The organism is Rhizobium viscosum (genome assembly GCF_014873945.1).
Lineage (GTDB): Bacteria > Pseudomonadota > Alphaproteobacteria > Rhizobiales > Rhizobiaceae > Rhizobium > Rhizobium viscosum.
Map to the genome: position 1 here is coordinate 3,870,969 of NZ_JADBEC010000001.1, position 18,848 is coordinate 3,889,816.

Sequence of the window (18,848 nt, forward strand, 5' to 3'; positions counted from 1 at the left end):
GCAATGACCTTAACCAGTAAAATCTCCGGTTATGACAGCCGATGGCCCGCTATGTTCCTTGCGGAGAAAGAGCGCATCGCTGTCACTTTCGCCCCCGACCTTGTCGACATCTTTCATGTCGGCAGCACCGCCGTTCCCGGACTTTCAGCAAAACCGGAAATCGATCTTCTGGTCGAAGTGCGGGAACACCGAAATGAAATTGCACGAGACAGCTCCATGCGTATGCTGGGATATGTGCGGGGAAGGGATCTGTCGGCAGGACATCATTTCTATCGCAGGGACATCGATGGAGTGCGCACTCATAAGGTCCATGTCTGCGTGACCGGCCATTGGCAGATTGAGCGAATGCTTCGCTTCCGCGATCTCTTGAGAAGCGATCCGACCGTTCGGCAGCAGTATCAGGATCTCAAGCTGGAACTGGAGGCGACCAACCGCGATGGCATCGAAGAGTATCTGGCGAAAAAGGCTCCCTATATCAATGCCTTGATCGGGCCACCTCCCGCGTAGTCACTTGCAGGCGGCTGTGTTGGTACTCACCCAAGATGATGGTGGCATGTGGGACTTTAGTCCGATTGAAGACGACGATCATCCCGCTAATTCTTGTTCGGCTGATGCCTCCAGAGTCAGCACGAAAAGGGTGTCTCTTCCTGACCCCGAGCGCCCTTTTCAACTCTTTCTCCTGAGAAGTCCGCCAACACCCCTTGGCGGGTTTCGTTTGGGGTGGCGGGTCAGGCCGCCAGTTCCGAGACAGTTCTCGGACTGCCGATCTTGCGGATGATCGGCGCCCCGTTCTTGGCAACCCCGGTGCCGCCGTATTGCAGAGGTCTCTTGAGAGGCGGATGTTCGTCATCGTCGGCCCAGGCGGAAGCCAGAATTTCCAACCGCAGATGACTGGGTATTTAACCTTACCGATTGACCTTGATTGGAGTTTCTTCCGGCCTTGAGGCGCTGCGCGATTTACGTGCAATTTGCAACCTGATACCGCTGCCTCCGGGTTGAGGTTTCCGGGTCAGGTGGAATGGGTATCGAGCAGTTATTTGAAGAAACGCAGCAAGTTTACGACATAGACAAGTTGATACAGGCTGTTGCTGCGGATAAGCGCGAGCTTTCCGGTAGTGCCATCTCAAAGAATGAGATCGTCAAAGAGGCGATTTCGCCTGGGCGCGCAGACGTTCGGGAAGGCGATGATTGGTCCATGGGGGATCAGATCCATCTGACACCGCGCTCCCGTCCCAAAGAAGGCCTGCAGCCGATCGTTCGCCGACCCTCTGCCATGCCGGTTGCTTGGCATGCGGCCATGGCCTTGCTTACGAAGCTGTTCGGCAGGAAGGTCCTCGCTGGAAGATGACGGCGACAGCCATGATTTCATCGATCTGATAACGACCGAAGCGCAACTCGCTCACTGATCCCTCACACGAAAGGATTGTGAAGCATCGGACTTTAGTCCGATTACAGACCGCCGTCCGTCAGCTACCTTCTGTTCAGCTGTCCGTTCAGAGTCAGCGGTGTAATGTGCGTTCAGAGTCAGCATGAAAAGGGTGTCCCTCCCTGACCGGGGGGCGCCCTTTTCATGTTGAAATCGGGATCCCGCCGCTCCTCGCCGAGCAGGGCTGTTATCTTCATGGTTTCCTTTGCAAGGGCATGGCTTACGCCGGCGCTTTGTTCGATCGCGGGTTTGATCGTCGTTGTTATCGCGGGCTGGATTGCCGTGAAATTATTCCGCAGATTGCAAAGAGCCGCCAGCATCATTTGATGATGGGGCGCTGGCTACTTTTCAACGATCTCTCGCAACATCAGACCTTCGTCCCTGTTTCTTCGAGATCGGCTGTCCTATGTCACCCTCACCGATGGAGAGAGTGATTGAACCATGTTATGGTGGATCTTGTACACGTACTTGTTCTTGCAGGCCTTCCTTGTAGCAGGAATATTGCTCTTGCTGCTAAGGGACAAAATCAAAGCATCCAAAAAAACCGCCTCAGATACCATGGGGGTCAGGCCGACAAATCCCATGCAGCCCGGGGATCAACAGCAAGCTTACGAATGACCGGCGCGCCGATCTTGGCAACTCCGGTGCCGCCAGTATTGCAGAGGTGGCGGAGAACCACGAGATTATCGAGCCGGATGTTCGTCATCGTCAATCCGGTCGGCAGCCAGAGTTTCGAGCCGCAGATGAGGGAACGTCCGCGCCCGCCGATGTAGTTGCCCGTCGTCCAGGCGCCGCTTGTCACCGTCACCGTGTTGGCGATCTGGACCGGGCCGCGGATGGAGCTGTCGAGGTAGTCCCAGCCGGCCCAGTCGTTGAGCTCGACCGGGACTTCGATCTCGAGCCAGTCGCCGGCGGCGAGGCCGAGGCTTGTGAGGCTGAGAGCGGACGGCAGGCCGTAGGTCACGGTATGGACGGCGAGCGCGTCGTTGACGGGCGTGATCGTGATGACCTGCTTTTCGTTTCCGGCGGCCACCACTTCCTTGCTGCCGACATAGGTCGAGGTGCCGGTGCCGCGGACCAGGCGCATGCCGGTGACGTTGGTCTTGGTGCCTGTCGTGCCGGGCGTGCCGTTGGAGCTTCCGACTGCGGGATATCCAGGATCACACCCGGCTTTCGGGCCTTGAGCGGTGCAAGAGCACTTTCGTCATGATGCTTTCCTTTCTGTTGCGACAGTCAATTTCGTCCCGTCGCTAAAAGTCGATGTAAGGTTTTGATGCTTCGTTCTCGCTTGATTGCTACTGAAGCCACAGCACAATGTGAGGACACATGACCCGTAACGAGCGAATGGCCGACTTCTGTTTCAACGGCGCAAAAGCGATTACCTTCACCATGATCGGTAGCGTCCTAACAGGCGCCCTAAGCGGCCAGTACGCGGATTTCGACCGGAATGGACTGTTATTAATTGGCGGGATCGTCGTTGCCTTAGGGCTGATCGCGATCGTTCTTCTGATCACCGGATGGTTGGCATCACCCGAAGACGTGAAGCCCGCAGCGCAGAAATCTGTCCCACCACATCCCGCACCACCGAGCTCGAGTTTTCGCAACGAGCGCAGCGACATACTGCTCTTTTCACCTGTTGAAAGAAGCCTCGACGAAACCCGCGTGCGCGTTTCCATCGATGGCGATAGCGTGGAGCACATCGCTCTAGCCGTCAAAATACAGCGACGGCTCTAGGCAATCGATCGTCCCTGTACGATGAAGACGACGTCGATAGCGCCGTAGAAGTTGTTCGGGTCGCCGGCAATGATGTGATAGGCGGTCCCGTCGGCTGTCAGAGCTTGGTCACCGACGGTCGGCTTGATCGCCAAACCGACGCTGCTGATGTCAAGCTGCCGGTCCGATGAGCGAATATTCGTTCCGTCGATGTAGCGCTGGTCATAGGATATAGGGACGATCGTAGCCGGATAGGTAGAGACCACTGGATCGCCCCCTTGGACCGCATCAGGCGGGGCCAGACGCTTTATTGTGCCGAGCAGGCCTTCATTGTAGCAGGAATATTGTTCTTGCTGCTGAGCGACAAACTGGAAGCATCAAGGAAACCCACTTCAGAGACGGTGGGTGTCAGGCCGCCAGCTCCCAAGCCGCTCTCGGACTGCCAATCTTGCGAATGACCGGCGCCCCGATCTTGGCAACTCCGGTGCCTCCCGTATTGCACAGATGCCGCAGCACCACGAGATTATCGAGCCGGATGTTCGTCATCGTCAATCCGGTCGGCAGCCAGAGTTTCGAGCTGCAGATGAGGGAACGGCCGCGCCCGCCGATGTAGTTGCCCGTCGTCCAGGCGCCGCTTGTCACCGTCACCGTGTTGGCGATCTGGACCGGGCCGCGGATGGAGCTGTCGAGGTAGTCCCAGCCTGCCCAGTCGTTGAGCTCGACCGGGACTTCGATCTCGAGCCAGTCGCCGGCGGCGAGGCCGAGGCTTATGAGGCTGAGAGCGGACGGCAGGCCGTAGGTCACGGTATGGACGGCGAGCGCGTCGTTGACGGGCGTGATCGTGATGACCTGCTTCTCGTTTCCTGTTGCCACCACTTCCTTGCTGCCGACATAGGTCGAGGTGCCGGTGCCGCGGACGAGGCGCATGCCGGTGGCGACATCGCCTGTGACGTTGGTCTTGGTGCCCGTGGTGCCCGGCGTGCCCTTGGGCGGGAAGACGTTGTAGGCGGCAAGCGGATCGAGTGATCGCGTTTCTCCGGCCGAAACCATGCCCTGCAGGATCGGCAGGAGGATATCTGATCGTTTTGCCATCAGGTCGGGCTTGGGGTGAAGCCCGTCGACGAACATGGCCGGCGCGATGCCCGAGGCGGGGCCATCGAGCGCAAGCGTGTTGCAGAGCACGACGCCGTCGCGGTCTTCCTGATCCAGGATCCAGGCATTGATGCCGGCGAGAATGCCCGGCCATTCCGGGTTATCGTTGGCCGGATCGTCGTCGAGCGTGCTGGTCCAGCTCAGCGTCTGCAGGATGACATAGACGCCGGCATCAACGATGCGCCGGATCTGGGTGTCGAGGTCCGCGAGGATGGCCGCAAGCGTCCTGTTGCGGACGATATCGTTGTAGCCGATGTCGATATAGACGATGTCGGGTTTCTGGCTCAGCGCATAATCGGTGCGGGCCAGCGTGCCGGGGAACTGCACTTCCGAACCAGCCACAGGGTTGAGGCAATCACCCGATTTTCCGCCCATGGCGCCCGAAAAGGCCGCAAAGGAACTTGGCGCGAAGAAGGGATGGGCGAGTTCGGCGAACATATCGAGATTGAAGCGGCCATCGGCTGCCTTGATCCATGAGAGGACCGTGCGGCCATTCTCGTAGAAGCCGGTATGGCCGTTCGTCGCCGTCTGCCCGGCAGCATAGGTCTGCAGCGCACCCAGCCCGATGAAGCTGTGGCCGAGGCCCATGACCTTTGCGCCTGCCGGCAGCGGCAGGGCAGGAAGCGGCACCGCGACGTTCGCACCCTTCACGGGAATGACCGGCGCATTTCCATAGAGGCTGCGCCCGTCCGATATTCTGACGGCGCCGAGCACGGGGAGGTCGTTATAGACGGTCGCGCCATCGCTGATGATGTCGATGCCGAGTACAGGCTTGTTGTCGGTAAACAGGGTGGTCTCGCCCACATCGCGAATGCCGATGACCGGGCGGTTGTTGAACATCTGCGTGCCGTCGGCAACGATGACGACGCCCTGGACGCGCTGCATATTATAGAGTTTCGCCATCGGCGCTCTTCCTCGCTGAACAAGAAAAAAGAGCGGCCGAAGCCGCTCAGCATCGGCCCGAAAATCGGAATCGATTTTCGGAAGCCCGATGCGTCGAATAAAAAAGCTGGAGCGTCCTTTGTGCGTCCGAATGGACGCACGGCGCTCCAGAGGTGGCCTGTCGATCGGGGATTGTCAGTCGCCAGGCGGGGAGGAGTTCTGGATTTCCGGCGGCACCCAGTCCGGGGCGGGGCCGCCGAGGGCTTCCTGCACGCCGTTGCCTTCAGGCTCGGGAGGCGTGAACGGCTTTGCAGGCTTTGCGGCCGGCTTTTTCTCGGCCGGTTCCGCTTCCGCCTTGGCGCCGGTCTTGTCGCTGGCCCGCGCAAGCCGCACCCATGTCGGGCGGCGCTTCTCGTCCTTCCAGAGCGCGTCCGGCAAGCTGAAGCGCTCGCCGGGTTCGCGCCGGATGCCGCCGAAATAGCCGCGCTCGGTGGCGACGACATCAACCATGCGAGGGAACCCCAGCGGTGAAGCCGGCGGTGATCTTGCCCGTGGTCGGCGCAGCCCCCGTTACGGTGTAGAGCAGGCGCAGGTAGAGCTCGTCCGTGCCGCGCGGGATATGGCTCGGCGGGATGATCTTGCCGGCCTTGAGATCGGCGAGGTTGAGCGTGGTCGTGATGACGGCCTTCGGCGAGGGGAAGGCTTCGTTGTCGTCGGTCTGGATGGTGACAGCGAGCGAGGTGAGGTTGTTGAAGCTTTCCACCACCTGCATCAGGAAGGGGATCGGTTCGCCCTTGCCGATATCGCGGGTCAGACCCTGCTTGATCGGGCCGAGATTGATGACATTGGTGCTGGGGCCGGTTGCGGTGATAGCCTGCGCGTCCGAGAGCAGCGTCTGCCGGTCGAAAATCATGTCGAATGCCTTTCGTTAAAGGAGGGGCGCCCGCCGCTTGAGGCGGCGGGACTTGAGACGATCAGGCGAGCGCCGGAACGGCGGCTTCGGTGTTGAGGATGGCGTCCGTCTCGCGGATCGGGATGCCGCGATAGAACTTCACTTCCTGGCCCTCGACGAACTGCGTGGTCAGGTGCACCGTGTTCTGCCGGTCGGAGGTCAGCGCGCGGTCTGACGACTGCACGTCGAGCACTTCGAGCACATCCTTGTTCATGTAGATGGCGATGCGGCTTGCCTTGGCGTTCAGGCGGCGCGACTGCAGGCGGTAGTAGCCCTTGCGCATCAGCGCCCAGAGGTCGACGGTTCCGGCCATCATGTCGGAGACATCGATATTGGCGACGCGGGCATTGTAGCGCCAGTCCTTCACGGCCGCGCCGATATGCCAGGTATAGAGCGTTTCCTTGGCGTAGTAGGGGTCGCCATTGGCGTCCAGCACGCGCTGCTCGCCCTTGTCGTCGATCTTGACGCCGGCCTTCGTGCCCTTGGGGTAGAGAAGGTGGGTGGCGTGGTCGCCCCAGGTGACGAACCAGATCGAGGTATTGTCGGCCCCCGTGCCGCCGCCGTTGACGACCTGATTGGCGATGTTCGGCTGCGCCACGTTCGGCAGGTTGGGGTTATAGGCGGAGTAGCGGGCCGAGAGGCCCTTGAACTTCTCCGGCGTCGTTGCCGTATCGTGGTAGAAGAGGCCCGAGGCCATTTCCTGGCTCAGGGACTCGATGAAGGGCATGGTGTCGACGAGACGGGCCTTGGCCTTGTCGGGGGCCAGATCGAGCAGGCGCATGTCGATTTCGGAGCGGGCATGCACGAAACCCGTCGTATCGTCCACCTGCTGCATGGTGGCCTTCGACTGCTTGATGCCCTGGTAGAGCCGGCCCCAGGAGACCGAGGGCAGGCCGGTGCGCACCATGTGGCGGTGCACGGCATCCATGTTGCACTCGACGGCCATCGCGTCGTCGAGGATCGGGTTCTGCTGGGAGAGAAGCTCGATGACGGCGCCTTCGGCAGAGCCTTTGAATGCGTCAACGAGATTGGGGTAGTAGCTGCCAATGGTGGCCATGTCTTATCAGCCCTTCGGTGCGTCTTTGGGAAACATCAGGTGCGCGGTTTCGGCTTTCCTGCCGTTTCCGCCCGCGCCGCCATTCGGTGGGTTGTCCTCCTGGATCATCGATCCGACCTTTGCGAAAATTCTGATCATCTCGGGGTGGTTGCCGCCGCCGCTGGTATTCAGGTACTCGCGCAGCGCCGGCGTGCCGAGCCGCGAGAGCGCCCGCTGCGCCGAGCCCACGGTGCCGGCCCATTTCGGGCCGCCGATCTCGCGGTCCTTGCGCGCCTCGTCGGCCCAGCCCTGCACGCGCCCGGCCCAAGCTTCGCCGGCTGCCTTGCCGCGGCGGCCCTGGATCTCGATGAAACGATCGGCGAGCTGCTGCGCCTGCCTGACGGTGAGGCCGAGATTGTGGAAATCGGGGCCGAGCGCGTCGATCAGTTCCTGATCCACCTCGATGCCCTCGGGCATGGTGAGGGAATAGCGGCCATCGTCGGGAATGCGATCGGCGGGGTCGTCGCTCGCGCCATCGGGCTTGCCGACGTTCCGATCGGCAGCGTCATCGTGATCGTCATGGCTGTTGTCACCATCCGGTGATGATGCATCCTCGGGAAAGAGAATGGTTTCCGGGGCAGCACTTTCGCCTGCATCGCCACCACCGCTGCCGGTGCCTTCGGCGCTTCGGGCGATCGTCGGAAAGAGGTTTCTGCTAAGCATCGCTGTCATGGTCTTGGCTTTCCTCGCTTGCGGCGCGGCTTGCCGCCGCTGCCTTGTCGTTTGCCTTGAGATCCGCGATTGCCAGCAGCAGGCGCGGATAGAGCGTCGGGTCTATGCGGTCGAGCTCGGCGATCAGCCGCCGGCCGGCGCCCTGCTTGCCGAGCGTGTAATGCGTGGCGTTGACCAGCTCGCCGGCATAGGCCTCCTGGTAGATCGCGCATTGTTCCAGCATCCAGAAGAGCACGCGCTTGCCGGAGGCGGTGGCGAAGACCTCGCGGAAAGCCGAGGTGATTTCATCCCGCTCGATGTCATGGGGTGCGGATGGTTGATCCTTAAAATGATCCATCAGGCGAGCCCCAGCTGGCGCAAGAGTGCAGCGCCATTCGGGTTGTCATTGGCGTCGGCCAGCACCTGCGCGGCCTTGGCGCCCTGATTGAGGGCGGGGGCGACCTGCGAGGCCATCTGTGCGGTCTGCGCTGCCTGCATCTGCTGCGCCCTTTGCGCGCGGATATCCTCCACCTTGTCATCGGCGAGGATCATCGAGGGCGGGGCGCCAATCGCATCGAAATAGAGGTCGATCGCCTCATCGACATCGAGCTTGTCGAGCGCCTCCGGCTTGACCGCCGAGACCTGGCCCATGAAGGCCACGCCGCGCTCGATCGCGCCTGTGGCGACGGCCTGCTGCGCCTGCGCGAGCGTGGAAATATATTCCACCTTCAGCTCCGTGCCCTGCAGCTCCGGCGGAGGCGGCGGCAGCTCGTCGCGGGCCGCCAGAATGTCGAACGTGCGGTCGATGGTCGGCCCCAGCTGGTCGCCGAAGACGTTTTCCAAGACGGGGCCGAGCTGCAGGAGTTGCTCTTCCTTGCGCTGCGTCAGCTCGAACTGGTTGCGCGGCTGCACGCCTTCCATATTGGTGATGGCGAAGAAGAGATCGGCAAAGAAGGTCTTCTCGATGCGGTTCTGCACTTCCTGGATATCTTCGCGCAGCTCCGCGAGGCTGAGGTTCACCTCCATTGCCGGGCGGAAACCCTTGCCGGTTGGATCATCGACGTAGTTGACGGCACCCGGCAGCAGCGAGGCCGGGCTATTCTGCATCGAGGTCGGCGCGTTCATCGGCGGGCGCACCTTCTTGTCGATGCCTTCGAGCTTTCGCGTCTGCTCCAGCTGCAGCATCCTGATATCGCCGAGTGCCTTCTGGCCGGGGGACAGCGCGTAATGATCGTCCTCGGACAGTTCCCAGGCGGGCGCGATGATCGGGTTGGAATCGAAGCCGCTTTCTTCCAGCAGATCGGAGCCGATCTCGTCGATCCAGTAATTGGAGAGGAACGCCTTGTTGCGCTTGTCGATCAGCTTGGGGTCGCGGTCGTAGCGCGGCTCAATCGCGTGATAGACATCGAAGCACTCGCCATATTTCGAGCTGTCATAGAGGCTCTTCAGCCGCTCCGGTACATTGTCGTAGCCGAAGCGCTCGATGATGCGCTGCACGGACCAGCGGAAGGTGCGGTAGAGCGTGGTGGCCTTGCCCTTGTGATCCCTCGCGATCCAGAAGCGGCCATGCACCAGCTGCTGCACGCGGATAACAGTCTCCTCGTCTTCCACGAGGATCGCGACCGACTGGCCGAACTGGCCGAGATCGCCATAGCCGATATGGAAGGCGCGGTAGAGATTGGAGGCCGCAAAGACCTCGCGCATTTTGTCCTGCACGGCGGCGAGATAGACCTTGACGGCGTCGAGCTTCTTCAGATCCGGATCGAAGGTCGTCAGGCGGAACCAGGGGCGGGCAGGCGAGGTGAGGCCCGAATGCATGCCCGATTTCAGCGTCTCGTAGGCATGGGTGCCGGTGCTGTCGATGATCTTATCGCGCGAACGCGGGCCTTCCCGGCCGGAATGGAGCCTGAGCCGCGTCGGCTCGATATGCTCTGATAGAGCCCGCCATTCCGCTTCCCACGGCTGGCGAACCTCCTTCAGCTCGTTCAGCCGGCGGCGGTGATAGGCGATCTGTGTTTCGTTGTCGCGACGGAGATTTTCCATTGATCTCTCCGCCCTACTGCCCGAGCAGCGTCTTCTTGAGCATATTGCCCGAGAGCGCCGGCGATTGCGTATCGGCAAGCGGCGGCGCGCCCGAAGGCGAGGTGAGGATGGTCGAGGGAGCGCCCTTCACCTTGTCGGAGGCGCGGCGTGCGGCCGTGGACTGGGCTGCGGCATAATCGGGCGTCTTCTGCTGGGCGTATTCGGGCGGCGCCTGCGGCGGCTCGGCTTTCGGCGGCGAGGAGAACATGCACATGAGGGGCATCCGATCGTGAGGGTTGAGCGGTTGGACCGGGCGGAGGAGGGGTGGCCTCCAGCCGGTTCGGCGTCGATGGAAGGCAGCCTGCGGGATGAAAGGTTGAGGGGGTGACATTGGGGGCGGGGGATGTTCGCTGATGTGAAGAGGCTAGACTGTACCGTGCGGCCCCCTCATCCGCCCTTCGGGCACCTTCTCCCCGCTGGGGCGAAGGGGGAACCAGCCTCCTCGCTTCCGAACATCTTTTAGGCTGGAGGGGCGCGGGCGGCCGCCACACCCCCTTCTCCCCCGCGGGGAGAAGGTGCCCGAAGGGCGGATGAGCGACTATCTTGTGTGTCAAGTTGCATATTGGAATTCCCTTCGCGCGTCTCGTGCTTTTGCATTGAGAATGACGAGGAGCTTTCTGGCGAGGGCGATGCGGATGACCATTTTCGGTTTGCCCGCCGCCTGCAACCGTTGCTGGAAGGCGCCCAGATGCGGGTCGTATCTGGCAGCGATGGCGGCGACCAGGAAGAGGATGCTGCGCGGTCCGCTGCGTCCGCCGCGCACCGGCCGTGGTCCGTTTTTCTTGCCGCTGTCGTTGGCAATCGGCGCAAGGCCCGCAAGCTTGACGATCGCCTTGTTAGAGATCCGGCCGATCTCGGGCAATTCGGCCATCAGCCGGGCAACGGTGCGCGAGGCAACACCTTTGATGGAACGGAAGGCCTGGTTGAGGATGGCCCAGAGCGGATCGTCGTCGATCATCGAGGCGATCTCGCCTTCCAGCCTGCGGCTCTGACGCACCAGAAGCGCGATCACCTCATCGAGGCTTTCGAGAGCCTGTGCATCATTGGCAACGCCTCTGCGCTGCCTCTGGATGATCAGATCGCCGGTGACCTGCGACAGCCGCGCCACCAGCGCCTGCAGCCGCATCTGCGCCGGCTTCGGCGGGGGCAAGGCACGCAGCGGCTTGACTTGGGCATAATGAGCAATCACCGCCGCGTCGATCGTGTCGGTCTTTTCCAGAAAGCCCATGGCTTCGGCAAAGCGGCGCACATTGCGCGCATTGGCGAGCGAACAGGCGATCCCCATCTCCCACAACAACAGGAAGGCCCGCCGCTCATAACCGCCCGACGCCTCCATGACGACGAGCTCGACCGCCTCGGCCCGGCAGAGTTCGGCCAACATACCAATGCCGTCGGCATCGTTGCTGAACCGCCGGGAAACACTCAACGGGCGGATGAACACATCCAGCCAGTCCTTCGAAACATCCACTCCACATATGATGCTGTTCACGGTAACCTGCCTTGTGCGTGCGGTTGGAACCGAGCGACTGTTCGGTCGTACGTGACGATGGCGACGATCCCTGGCTCATCCACGGTTGTAACCGAAGGGGGAACGGGCGACGCCGCCACGCCTCTTGCCGGGTGGCCACCCGGCAAGAGGCTCAGTCGCTTCAATCCTACACATTCATCAAGGTGCAGATACAAGGGGGCCGCACGGTACAAGGCTTCGATCAAACCCCAGACCGTATCGCGGGCAGCATTGACCCTTTATCCAAAGGGAGGACGCCGACCTGAAACGCTGAAGTTTCCCGCCTGCTCAAGGACCTGAGCGACTGCCATCCCGGCCAGTCCTTCCCTGGACGACCACGGTTTCTTGCCACGATCTTGATAGTCCCGCCGCAGATGGTTGGCCGCAACCACACGCGTCGGGGCTTAAATATGATTCAGAATGAATTGATCGCTGAAGCGGCAAAAGGCGAAATCTCCGCTGCTCCTCGTCCGTACTCAGCGCCCGAAATCACTGATGAACCACGGCAGTTCCGATTTCTCCTGCTATGGAGAATATTGACTTTCGTTCTGCGGACCCGCTGGAAGCGCGGCGTTCTGTTCTGGTTTCGCTTTGTCGCCCATCCGCTCCTGACCATCAGCTGGTGGCGCTTCCTCGCGGGCTTTGCCGCAGCACGAGGGTTTCCAACCCCGCATGACGCGCTGCTGCAAAAGCCGCTATCGAAATTCCTGGTTTACGGAATGCGCAATTCCGGGCGGCTCGCACTTCTCGTCGAGCATTTCCTTGTTGCGGAAAAGATCCTGGCCAGGGAGACCATGATGAGGCTGTGGCAGGGGGAGCGGCTGGACATGGGCGTCGTGAACGGCCGCAATGAGGCCTATACGTGCCGTATCGCACTGGCCGATCTTGGCGGCGGACGTCACGAGGGTGCCTTCGCCATCGAGCTTGTCCGCACACGCGACAAGGCTCTCCTGTGCACAGGCAGGTTCACATTCCTTCGCCAGGGCTCAGAGGGCGGCTACACCTTTGTCATCGGCAGCATGCAGGGACCTCGCAATGGAAAGCGGCTGATCGTCGAGGCGACCCGCGATCTCCGAGGCGTTCGCCCGAAGGAGGCGATCCTGATCGTTCTGCAGGGGCTGACCGTCGAAGGCGGCATGCCGCATTTCCTGGCCGTGTCGCGGGAGAGGCAGCCGATCCAGTACCGCCGCCGCAAACGGCGCTCCATGATGCTGTCGGCGATCGATGCGTTCTGGGCCGAGCGTTCCGCCGATCCTGAAGAGGTCTACGGGTTCAGGGTGCCCAAGTCCGCAACCGGCGGAGCGGACAGGCGCAGCCGGAGCAAATCGCGTTTCCATATGGTCGGCGAACTGTTCCATTGAGGAGGCCTCGTGTCGCGGTGGTGTCCGGATCCTTGCGCACTATGCCGGACGCAGGTGGATTGCGACCATCGCGCCGCCGCCCTCCCGGTTTGCGAATTCAAGATGTCCGCCATGGGCAACCGCGATGGCCTGCACCACCGATAGTCCCAGTCCTGTGCCGCCCGTTGCACGAGACCGTGAGGGATCACCGCGCCAGAAGGGGTTCGTGGCCACAGCATCCAGTCCTTCAGGAAATCCGGGGCCTCGATCCAGAAAGCGGATGACGACGCTCTCATCCGGCAATTGCTCCGTTTCGCAGCGCAGCCAATTGCCGTCTGCCGCATAGCGGCTGGCATTTTCCAGAAGCGCCAGCACGGCCTGGCGAATACGCGGCGAGTCCACTGATATAAAGGCGGGTTGCAGACCGGTTTCGAGCGTCAGCGTGCTCGTCTCCAGCATGAGTTTGGCCGATGTCAGCACCGCTTCCACTACCTGCGACACGTCGGTCCGTTCACGCTCCATGACGAGTTTCTGGCCGATCGCCAGCGACAGGGTACGCAGATCTTCGACAATTCTTCCAAGGCCTTCCACCTGGACCAGGAGATCGGACATCATCTTCCGGTCCATTGGAAAAACGCCGTCGAGCATGCCCTGCAACGAACCCCGCAGGATCGTCAGTGGCGTGCGCAATTCGTGGGCGACCGCCATGTTGTTGAAGCGCAGCCTTTTTTCCATGCTGTCGAGGCTGGTTGCAAGCGCATTGAAGGTATCCACGAGACTGGAGACTTCTCGGGTGGCGTGGCGCGAGGCAGCGACGCTCACCGAAAAGTCGCCGGATTTCAGGCCTTCGGCAGCAGATGTGAGCTCTGCGAGAGGCCTTGCGATCCGTCGCGCCAGAAATATCCCGATAATGGCGCAGACGAGGGCTGAAAGCAGGCCGGAGGTCAGAATCAGGATCTGGAGCTGGAAATCTGTCTGTTCTTCCTGCAGCCCATTGAGGTTAGAGAGGAGGAGCTTGAGCGCATCCTGGTCGGGGACCACGCCATTGTCCAGATCGCGATAAGCAGCCGCGGCTCTCGGTGGCAGGTTTTCAATGATGCTTTCCTCAAGATAGGTGGAATACCAGATAGCCCCGAGATAGGTCATGCCGACGCTGAGAAGCAGCATCACTCCGATGATGACAGCGGTAACCGTTGCAAGCGGCAGCGAGGGGAGCCTGAATATTTTCATCTCGGATCCGAAAAACGATAGCCAATTCCCCTCACGGCAGGAAAGAAGCCGTTCTGCCCCAACTCTTCCAGTTTGCGCCGAAGGTTGGAAATATGCGTGTCGACAGTGCGCACCAGAGCGTCGCTTTCCGGCAGGCAGGCGTCGAGAATATCGGCGCGCGCGAAAGCCTGGGTCGGATGGCGGATCATATAGGCGAGAATTCGAAATTCACTGAGCGTCAGGGGTAGATGCGTGCGGCGCTCATCCCTCGTGACAAACGCAGTGTAGCTGGTGAAATCGACCTCTATAGCGCCAAACCGTTTGATGACCTCGGCCTGGTCTCCCCGCGTCCGGCGCAGCACGGCTTTGACCCGGGCAACAACCTCCTGCGGATTGAAGGGTTTGACCACATAATCGTCGGCGCCGAGGCGCAGGCCGCTCAACCGGTCGATGTCGTCGGCAACGGCCGTCACCATGATCACCGGCGTCGATCCTGTCTGGCGCAGGCGCGCGAGCACGTCGAAACCGTCGAGTTTCGGCAGGCGCACGTCAAGCAGCACAAGATCGGGTTTCAGATGGGCATGATGTTGAAGCGCTATTTCGCCGTCGCCGGCGCGAACGGTACGGAATCCGTCACGCAACAAATACCCTTCCAGTATCTGCGCGATTGCCGGTTCATCCTCAACGATCAGAACGAGACTGTTATCCACCCCAATGCCCTGCGGTTGTTCAATTGTCTTTGCCGGCTTTGCCGCCGGACGCCCACTATCGCGGACAGGAAAGATTTCTGCAATTTGCAAGCGTGCTTTCCGGGGCCAGGCAGCCTGTTCTCAACAGCGCCTTGATCCCTTCCTCGTCATTTCTTGACAATTCGAAACCAGCTTGCCGCCCGATTAGAGCGCCGCGCGTCCATTCGGACGCGCAACGGACGCTCTAACGCTTTGATTTGACGCATCAGGCTTTCCGAAAATCGATTCCGATTTTCGGGCCCATGCTGCTGCCTTCGGAGATACCGGCTTGCGAAAATTTGTATCTGGTTACTGGAATTCTGCCTCCAGCGGTGTGCGCCTGCCGGCAACGCCATTCGGGGCTGATCGGGCGCCTGCCGTCATCGGCACATCGATCGTCTGGGTCAGTTTCGTCTTTGTCGTCTTTCCCGATCTCGATCTCATGGTCTCGCGCTGGTTTGCCAGCGGGGGGATTTTCGTTCTGGCCGACAATCCATTCCTGCGGGAAGTGAGGGATAAAGGCCGCCTCGCACAGCCCTATCTTATCGGTTCGATGATCGTGCTGATCGCGCTGCAGAGGCTCCTGCCGGGACGCATGCGGGTCTACCCGCCCGAGAAGCCCTTGTTCGTCCTCCTGAGCTTTGCCGCAGGCCCGCTCCTCACGGTCCAGACGCTCAAGGTTCTCATCGGGCGTGTACGGCCTCGTGACATTGTCGAGTTCGGCGGGACCATGGATTTTACGCCGGTGTGGCAGTTTTCCGCCGCGTGCAGCCGCAACTGCTCCTTCCCTTCCGGCGAGGCTTCCGCAGCTGCGGCATCAATGTCGCTGCTGGTTCTGGTGCCCGCCGAGTTCAGGCGGGCGGCCGCGATAGTGCTGGTGCCTTGCCTCTTGTTTGTGGCGTTCAATCGCGTGATTTTCGGCGCTCATTTCCTTTCGGACGTCGTGCTTGGCTGGCTGCTGACGATGTTCGCCATGGCCTGGGTCTGGCGCTGGATGGATGCGTATACGGAAGCAAAGCTTTGGCGGTGAGGCGGGGCTGGATGATGCGCGCAGCGTCCTGTGGCACCCCCCTCTGTCCTGCCGGACATCTCCCCCACAAGGAGGGAGATCGACAAGCGGCTTGACCTTCGCGCCTCTTAGCGGTTTCGCAGCTTGCAACGCTGATTGTTTGGGGAAGCCGGTGCGCCCAGCCAATCTCCACCCTTGTGGGGGAGATGTCCGGCAGGACAGAGGGGGTGCCCACGGCAAAACGCCTCCGGTCAGACGCACAGCTCTCCCAAAACGAAGGAATGAGTGAGGCAGCCACTACCGCCCCACCTCGATCCGCCCCTTCATATTGGGATGATACCGGCAGTAATAATCCACCGCCCCGTCACCCTTCACCACAGTCGACCCCGACTTGCCCGCGGGGATCACCACGTCGAAACTCCCTCTGGATGTAGCGGTGTGATCCATCACATCCTTGTTCCGCCAGAGGATCATATCGCCCGGCTGCGCTTTCACCACCGCCGGCCTGAACTCCAGTTTTTCGATGGTGACCTCGATCGTGGCGGCGCTTGCGGCCGTTCCCATGAGGGAGAGGGCGGCCGCAAGGCAGAGTTTGGGCAGGATCGCCATGACGGTCATGACACTCATGACCTTCATTTCAGCATCGATGCAATATGCTCGGCATGCTGCTCATGGCCCTGAAAAAGCTTCAGGCCGGTTTCGAGCAGGGCCTTCAGGTCGGGGTTCTGCGCGGCTGGGATCAGCGTCGTCTTCAGGGCGTCGTTGACGGCCTTGTGATAGGCCACTTCATTGTCAACATAAGCCTTGTCGAAGGCCGCACCCTTCAGTTTGGAGAGTTTCTGCCGCTCCTTCTCGGCATTTGATGTCAGCGTTTTGCTGGTATCATTGTCCTCGGGCGTCACCTTGAGCTTCTTGACGAGATCGAGCGCCTGTTTGTTGACGGCCTCGTGGTCGCGGATCATATCCTTGGCGAAGGCGACGACTTCCTTGTCCTTGGATTTTTCGACCGCCTGCTTGGCCGCCTCGATATCGATGACGCCGGCCGTATAGGCGATATGGGCGATCTCAGGATCGGTGGGCGCTGCGCCGGCGGCGAAAGCAGCGGGGGCGGAGAGCGCGAAAGCGGCGAGCGCGGCGATAAGGTGTTTCTGCATCTGGTCCTCCATCCGGCGAATACTGCCGGTCGATGTTTCCTACGCAGACTTGGATGCCGGCATCGGGCAGACGTTCCCGAAAAGATTTTCCGAGATGCCGGGAACCTTTGTCCTGCCCTGGCATCCAATGCGAAAAAGGGAATGAGCCATGGTACGGCAGGCGGAAAGAGCGGCAGCAGAGAGAAGCGACCCGGAACTGGTGGCGATGGCGCTGGCGCGCGATCCCGAGGGGTTCCGCGCCATCATGCGGCGCTATAACCAGCGGCTGTTCCGCATTGCCCGCGGCATCCTGCGCGATGATGCGATGGCGGAGGATGCCCTGCAGGATGCCTATCTCAAGGCCTTCCGCCACCTTGCCGATTTTGAGGGCGCCAGCGCCTTTTCCACCTGGCTGACGCGCATCGTCATGAACGAGGCGCTCGGCCGGCTTCGCAAGGCGAGCCGCACGCCCGAAGTGCCCGTCGATACTGCGGCGATGCAAAGCCGCATCCTGGATTTTCCCACCGGTTCGCCCATCGACAATCCCGAGACCACAATGGCGCAGCGACAGATCCTGAAACTCGTGGAAGAGGCGACCGACAGCCTGCCGGAAGAATTCCGCCTCGTCTTCATCGCCAGGGTGATCGAGGAGATGAGCGTCGAAGAAACAGCCGAACTGCTCTCCCTCAAACCCGAAACCGTGCGCAGCCGCCTGCACCGGGCCCGCGCGCTGCTCCGCCGCCAGCTCGACGAGATGATCGGGCCGATCGCATTGGATGCGTTTCCCTTCGCCGGCTGGAAATGCGACCGGCTGACCGAGCGGGTGATGGAGCGGCTGGCGGGAAAGTAACAGCGCTATTTGGGCTCCGGCTGCTGGATGACCGCCGGCGGCTTATCACTCTTGCCGCTGCCGCCGCCGAACATCTGCACGCCCAAGATGCCGATGACGGATGCGATCATCAGTGCCAGGATCAACATCATCAATAGTCTCATGGGCCGATCCGATATCATTGTTGTCGGTAGGTAACTTCCTTATCCGGATATCGTTCCTGGACGTCCTGAAGCACGTCGCGATCTTTCGGATCCGCTGTCACTCGCAAAACCGCGTCGCACTTTTGCGCGACATGCTTTAGAGACGCGCGATCCAGTCGTGACCGGGATGGCAATGTTGCAGCCAGCCGCGCAGCCGGGCGCGCCCAGAAGTGTCGAGTTTCGGCACGGCGCGGTCGAAATCGCCTTCGTCCTTCTCCCGGCAATGCCTAGCCTTGAAGAGCAGCACGGCTTCTGGTGCGAGGTAGGGAATGCCGCCGGGGCTCGTGCGGATCATCTCGGCACGCGGCGCGCCAATCGCCGGGTCGCGCTTGTAGACCCAGCTGTCAGCGGTGCCGCGCTCCAGCATCATGTCCACGCGCCAGCAGCCTTCATCGATATCGGCGCCCCAGAATTGCATGACCTTTTCAGGCGGCCGGGCGGCGGCCGGCAGAGGCTCGAAGCGGCCGTCGTCGACCGCGAAAAACATGAGTTCGCCCAGCAGGGCGCGGGCGCGGTCGAGGTCTTCGGGAAGCACCGCAAATTCCAGATCCTCATGCTCCCGGGTCTCGATGCCGTGCCAGAGATCCAGCGCCCAGCCACCGACGACGTACCAGCAAAAACTCGCGTCGAGCCGCTGCATCAGCTCGGCTGGATGCCAGGGATTCCAGGCGTCGTCGGCAAGGGGTTTCATGAGGCGCTCAAGATCCCGTTGGATGGGTGGGGGGAATGGATTTGAGGGAGGTCGCCTTCATAGCGGCTCAAGCCGGGGAAGGGAACGGCCCCCGGGCGCTACTTCGGTTCCGGCTGCCGGATGACATCAGGCGGCGTTCTACTCCCGCTGCCATCGCCGGGATCGAACATCTGCACGCCCAATATGCCGACGACCGATGCGATCATCGCTGCTGTCATCCAGTGTCATTAATTGCAACTCATTCG

General features: G+C 61.3%; 23 protein-coding genes. 6 read left to right on the forward strand and 17 right to left on the reverse strand.

The window, feature by feature from the left end:
• Nucleotides 1-3 precede the first annotated feature (3 nt).
• Both H4W29_RS19095 and H4W29_RS19100 read left to right on the forward strand, forming a co-directional pair.
• A complete protein-coding gene (locus H4W29_RS19095) occupies nucleotides 4-507 on the forward strand; it encodes a GrpB family protein (protein WP_192730312.1) in 504 nt (167 codons plus the stop codon).
• Between the two features lie 511 nt (nucleotides 508-1,018).
• A complete protein-coding gene (locus tag H4W29_RS19100; protein ID WP_192730313.1) occupies nucleotides 1,019-1,348 on the forward strand; it encodes a hypothetical protein in 330 nt (109 codons plus the stop codon).
• Between the two features lie 643 nt (nucleotides 1,349-1,991).
• Here H4W29_RS19100 and H4W29_RS19105 read toward each other — a convergent pair.
• Nucleotides 1,992-2,513 carry a hypothetical protein gene (locus tag H4W29_RS19105; protein ID WP_246517236.1) on the reverse strand — a complete coding sequence of 174 codons (522 nt, stop codon included), beginning with the start codon at nucleotides 2,511-2,513 and terminating at the stop codon, nucleotides 1,992-1,994.
• A gap of 239 nt (nucleotides 2,514-2,752) precedes the next feature.
• Between H4W29_RS19105 and H4W29_RS19110 the strand changes: the two genes are divergently transcribed.
• On the forward strand, nucleotides 2,753-3,160 hold the full coding sequence (locus tag H4W29_RS19110) for a hypothetical protein (RefSeq protein ID WP_192730314.1): 408 nt from the start codon (nucleotides 2,753-2,755) through the stop codon (nucleotides 3,158-3,160).
• Here the strand turns inward: H4W29_RS19110 and H4W29_RS19115 are convergent.
• The 10 genes from H4W29_RS19115 to H4W29_RS19160 form a co-directional block, all read right to left on the reverse strand.
• Nucleotides 3,157-3,405, reverse strand: coding sequence for a hypothetical protein (locus tag H4W29_RS19115; RefSeq protein WP_192730315.1), 249 nt, complete (start codon nucleotides 3,403-3,405; stop codon nucleotides 3,157-3,159). The genes H4W29_RS19110 and H4W29_RS19115 overlap by 4 nt on opposite strands.
• A 142-nt stretch (nucleotides 3,406-3,547) precedes the next feature.
• Entirely contained in the window at nucleotides 3,548-5,194 is a 1,647-nt protein-coding gene (locus tag H4W29_RS19120) for an SGNH/GDSL hydrolase family protein (protein ID WP_192730316.1), read from the reverse strand.
• 174 nt (nucleotides 5,195-5,368) lie between these two features.
• Nucleotides 5,369-5,683, reverse strand: a complete 315-nt coding sequence (locus H4W29_RS19125; protein WP_192730317.1) for a hypothetical protein — start codon at nucleotides 5,681-5,683, stop codon at nucleotides 5,369-5,371.
• Nucleotides 5,676-6,086 (reverse strand): Bbp16 family capsid cement protein, encoded by a 411-nt coding sequence (locus H4W29_RS19130; RefSeq protein WP_192730318.1) that lies wholly within the window; start codon nucleotides 6,084-6,086, stop codon nucleotides 5,676-5,678. Before H4W29_RS19130 ends, H4W29_RS19125 begins: the two co-directional genes overlap by 8 nt.
• Nucleotides 6,087-6,147: 61 nt before the next feature.
• Nucleotides 6,148-7,182, reverse strand: a complete 1,035-nt coding sequence (locus H4W29_RS19135; protein WP_192730319.1) for a major capsid protein — start codon at nucleotides 7,180-7,182, stop codon at nucleotides 6,148-6,150.
• A gap of 6 nt (nucleotides 7,183-7,188) precedes the next feature.
• A complete protein-coding gene (locus H4W29_RS19140) occupies nucleotides 7,189-7,893 on the reverse strand; it encodes a hypothetical protein (protein ID WP_192730320.1) in 705 nt (234 codons plus the stop codon).
• On the reverse strand, nucleotides 7,877-8,230 hold the full coding sequence (locus H4W29_RS19145) for a hypothetical protein (RefSeq protein ID WP_192730321.1): 354 nt from the start codon (nucleotides 8,228-8,230) through the stop codon (nucleotides 7,877-7,879). Before H4W29_RS19145 ends, H4W29_RS19140 begins: the two co-directional genes overlap by 17 nt.
• On the reverse strand, nucleotides 8,230-9,915 hold the full coding sequence (locus H4W29_RS19150; protein WP_192730322.1) for a portal protein: 1,686 nt from the start codon (nucleotides 9,913-9,915) through the stop codon (nucleotides 8,230-8,232). The genes H4W29_RS19145 and H4W29_RS19150 overlap by 1 nt, the downstream gene beginning before the upstream one ends.
• Nucleotides 9,916-9,928: 13 nt before the next feature.
• Nucleotides 9,929-10,168, reverse strand: a complete 240-nt coding sequence (locus tag H4W29_RS19155) for a hypothetical protein (protein ID WP_192730323.1) — start codon at nucleotides 10,166-10,168, stop codon at nucleotides 9,929-9,931.
• Between the two features lie 336 nt (nucleotides 10,169-10,504).
• Nucleotides 10,505-11,443 (reverse strand): IS110 family transposase, encoded by a 939-nt coding sequence (locus tag H4W29_RS19160; protein WP_192730234.1) that lies wholly within the window; start codon nucleotides 11,441-11,443, stop codon nucleotides 10,505-10,507.
• A 554-nt stretch (nucleotides 11,444-11,997) separates the two neighbouring features.
• Between H4W29_RS19160 and H4W29_RS19165 the strand changes: the two genes are divergently transcribed.
• Entirely contained in the window at nucleotides 11,998-12,822 is an 825-nt protein-coding gene (locus H4W29_RS19165) for a DUF535 family protein (protein ID WP_246517238.1), read from the forward strand.
• 39 nt (nucleotides 12,823-12,861) lie between these two features.
• Here the strand turns inward: H4W29_RS19165 and H4W29_RS19170 are convergent, their stop codons facing one another.
• Nucleotides 12,862-14,031 (reverse strand): ATP-binding protein, encoded by a 1,170-nt coding sequence (locus H4W29_RS19170; RefSeq protein WP_192730324.1) that lies wholly within the window; start codon nucleotides 14,029-14,031, stop codon nucleotides 12,862-12,864.
• Nucleotides 14,028-14,720: a response regulator gene (locus tag H4W29_RS19175; RefSeq protein ID WP_192730325.1), complete on the reverse strand. Its 693-nt coding sequence runs from the start codon at nucleotides 14,718-14,720 to the stop codon at nucleotides 14,028-14,030. The genes H4W29_RS19170 and H4W29_RS19175 overlap by 4 nt, the downstream gene beginning before the upstream one ends.
• A 307-nt stretch (nucleotides 14,721-15,027) precedes the next feature.
• Here H4W29_RS19175 and H4W29_RS19180 point away from each other — a divergent pair, with 307 nt between their 5' ends.
• Nucleotides 15,028-15,768, forward strand: a complete 741-nt coding sequence (locus H4W29_RS19180; protein ID WP_192730326.1) for a phosphatase PAP2 family protein — start codon at nucleotides 15,028-15,030, stop codon at nucleotides 15,766-15,768.
• Nucleotides 15,769-16,044: 276 nt separating this feature from the next.
• Here the strand turns inward: H4W29_RS19180 and H4W29_RS19185 are convergent, their stop codons facing one another.
• Nucleotides 16,045-16,383, reverse strand: coding sequence for a cupredoxin domain-containing protein (locus H4W29_RS19185; RefSeq protein WP_246517240.1), 339 nt, complete (start codon nucleotides 16,381-16,383; stop codon nucleotides 16,045-16,047).
• Complete coding sequence (locus tag H4W29_RS19190) at nucleotides 16,380-16,901, reverse strand: DUF4142 domain-containing protein (protein ID WP_192730327.1); 522 nt, start codon at nucleotides 16,899-16,901, stop codon at nucleotides 16,380-16,382. Before H4W29_RS19190 ends, H4W29_RS19185 begins: the two co-directional genes overlap by 4 nt.
• Nucleotides 16,902-17,049: 148 nt before the next feature.
• Here H4W29_RS19190 and H4W29_RS19195 point away from each other — a divergent pair, with 148 nt between their 5' ends.
• The gene (locus H4W29_RS19195; RefSeq protein WP_192730328.1) at nucleotides 17,050-17,730 is read left to right on the forward strand and encodes an RNA polymerase sigma factor; all 681 of its coding nucleotides are present in this window, start codon (nucleotides 17,050-17,052) and stop codon (nucleotides 17,728-17,730) included.
• Nucleotides 17,731-17,735: 5 nt separating this feature from the next.
• On the opposite strand, the gene H4W29_RS19200 is transcribed toward H4W29_RS19195, so the two are convergent.
• Both H4W29_RS19200 and H4W29_RS19205 read right to left on the reverse strand, forming a co-directional pair.
• Nucleotides 17,736-17,873, reverse strand: a complete 138-nt coding sequence (locus tag H4W29_RS19200) for a hypothetical protein (RefSeq protein WP_192730329.1) — start codon at nucleotides 17,871-17,873, stop codon at nucleotides 17,736-17,738.
• Nucleotides 17,874-18,009: 136 nt separating this feature from the next.
• On the reverse strand, nucleotides 18,010-18,603 hold the full coding sequence (locus H4W29_RS19205; protein WP_192730330.1) for an amino acid transporter: 594 nt from the start codon (nucleotides 18,601-18,603) through the stop codon (nucleotides 18,010-18,012).
• Between the last annotated feature and the right edge of the window lie 245 nt (nucleotides 18,604-18,848).

Bases quoted from the DNA above. Each gene is read 5' to 3' on its own strand.
- H4W29_RS19095 (WP_192730312.1), top strand. From the start codon at position 4: ATGACCTTAACCAGTAAAATCTCCGGTTATGACAGCCGATGGCCCGCT.
- H4W29_RS19170 (WP_192730324.1), bottom strand. From the start codon at position 14,031: ATGAAAATATTCAGGCTCCCCTCGCTGCCGCTTGCAACGGTTACCGCT.
- H4W29_RS19120 (WP_192730316.1), bottom strand. From the start codon at position 5,194: ATGGCGAAACTCTATAATATGCAGCGCGTCCAGGGCGTCGTCATCGTT.
- H4W29_RS19130 (WP_192730318.1), bottom strand. From the start codon at position 6,086: ATGATTTTCGACCGGCAGACGCTGCTCTCGGACGCGCAGGCTATCACC.
- H4W29_RS19195 (WP_192730328.1), top strand. From the start codon at position 17,050: ATGGTACGGCAGGCGGAAAGAGCGGCAGCAGAGAGAAGCGACCCGGAA.
- H4W29_RS19145 (WP_192730321.1), bottom strand. From the start codon at position 8,230: ATGGATCATTTTAAGGATCAACCATCCGCACCCCATGACATCGAGCGG.
- H4W29_RS19105 (WP_246517236.1), bottom strand. From the start codon at position 2,513: ATGCGCCTGGTCCGCGGCACCGGCACCTCGACCTATGTCGGCAGCAAG.
- H4W29_RS19155 (WP_192730323.1), bottom strand. From the start codon at position 10,168: ATGTGCATGTTCTCCTCGCCGCCGAAAGCCGAGCCGCCGCAGGCGCCG.
- H4W29_RS19100 (WP_192730313.1), top strand. From the start codon at position 1,019: ATGGGTATCGAGCAGTTATTTGAAGAAACGCAGCAAGTTTACGACATA.
- H4W29_RS19135 (WP_192730319.1), bottom strand. From the start codon at position 7,182: ATGGCCACCATTGGCAGCTACTACCCCAATCTCGTTGACGCATTCAAA.
- H4W29_RS19205 (WP_192730330.1), bottom strand. From the start codon at position 18,603: ATGAAACCCCTTGCCGACGACGCCTGGAATCCCTGGCATCCAGCCGAG.
- H4W29_RS19110 (WP_192730314.1), top strand. From the start codon at position 2,753: ATGACCCGTAACGAGCGAATGGCCGACTTCTGTTTCAACGGCGCAAAA.
- H4W29_RS19200 (WP_192730329.1), bottom strand. From the start codon at position 17,873: ATGAGACTATTGATGATGTTGATCCTGGCACTGATGATCGCATCCGTC.
- H4W29_RS19150 (WP_192730322.1), bottom strand. From the start codon at position 9,915: ATGGAAAATCTCCGTCGCGACAACGAAACACAGATCGCCTATCACCGC.
- H4W29_RS19185 (WP_246517240.1), bottom strand. From the start codon at position 16,383: ATGAAGGTCATGAGTGTCATGACCGTCATGGCGATCCTGCCCAAACTC.
- H4W29_RS19190 (WP_192730327.1), bottom strand. From the start codon at position 16,901: ATGCAGAAACACCTTATCGCCGCGCTCGCCGCTTTCGCGCTCTCCGCC.
- H4W29_RS19140 (WP_192730320.1), bottom strand. From the start codon at position 7,893: ATGACAGCGATGCTTAGCAGAAACCTCTTTCCGACGATCGCCCGAAGC.
- H4W29_RS19125 (WP_192730317.1), bottom strand. From the start codon at position 5,683: ATGGTTGATGTCGTCGCCACCGAGCGCGGCTATTTCGGCGGCATCCGG.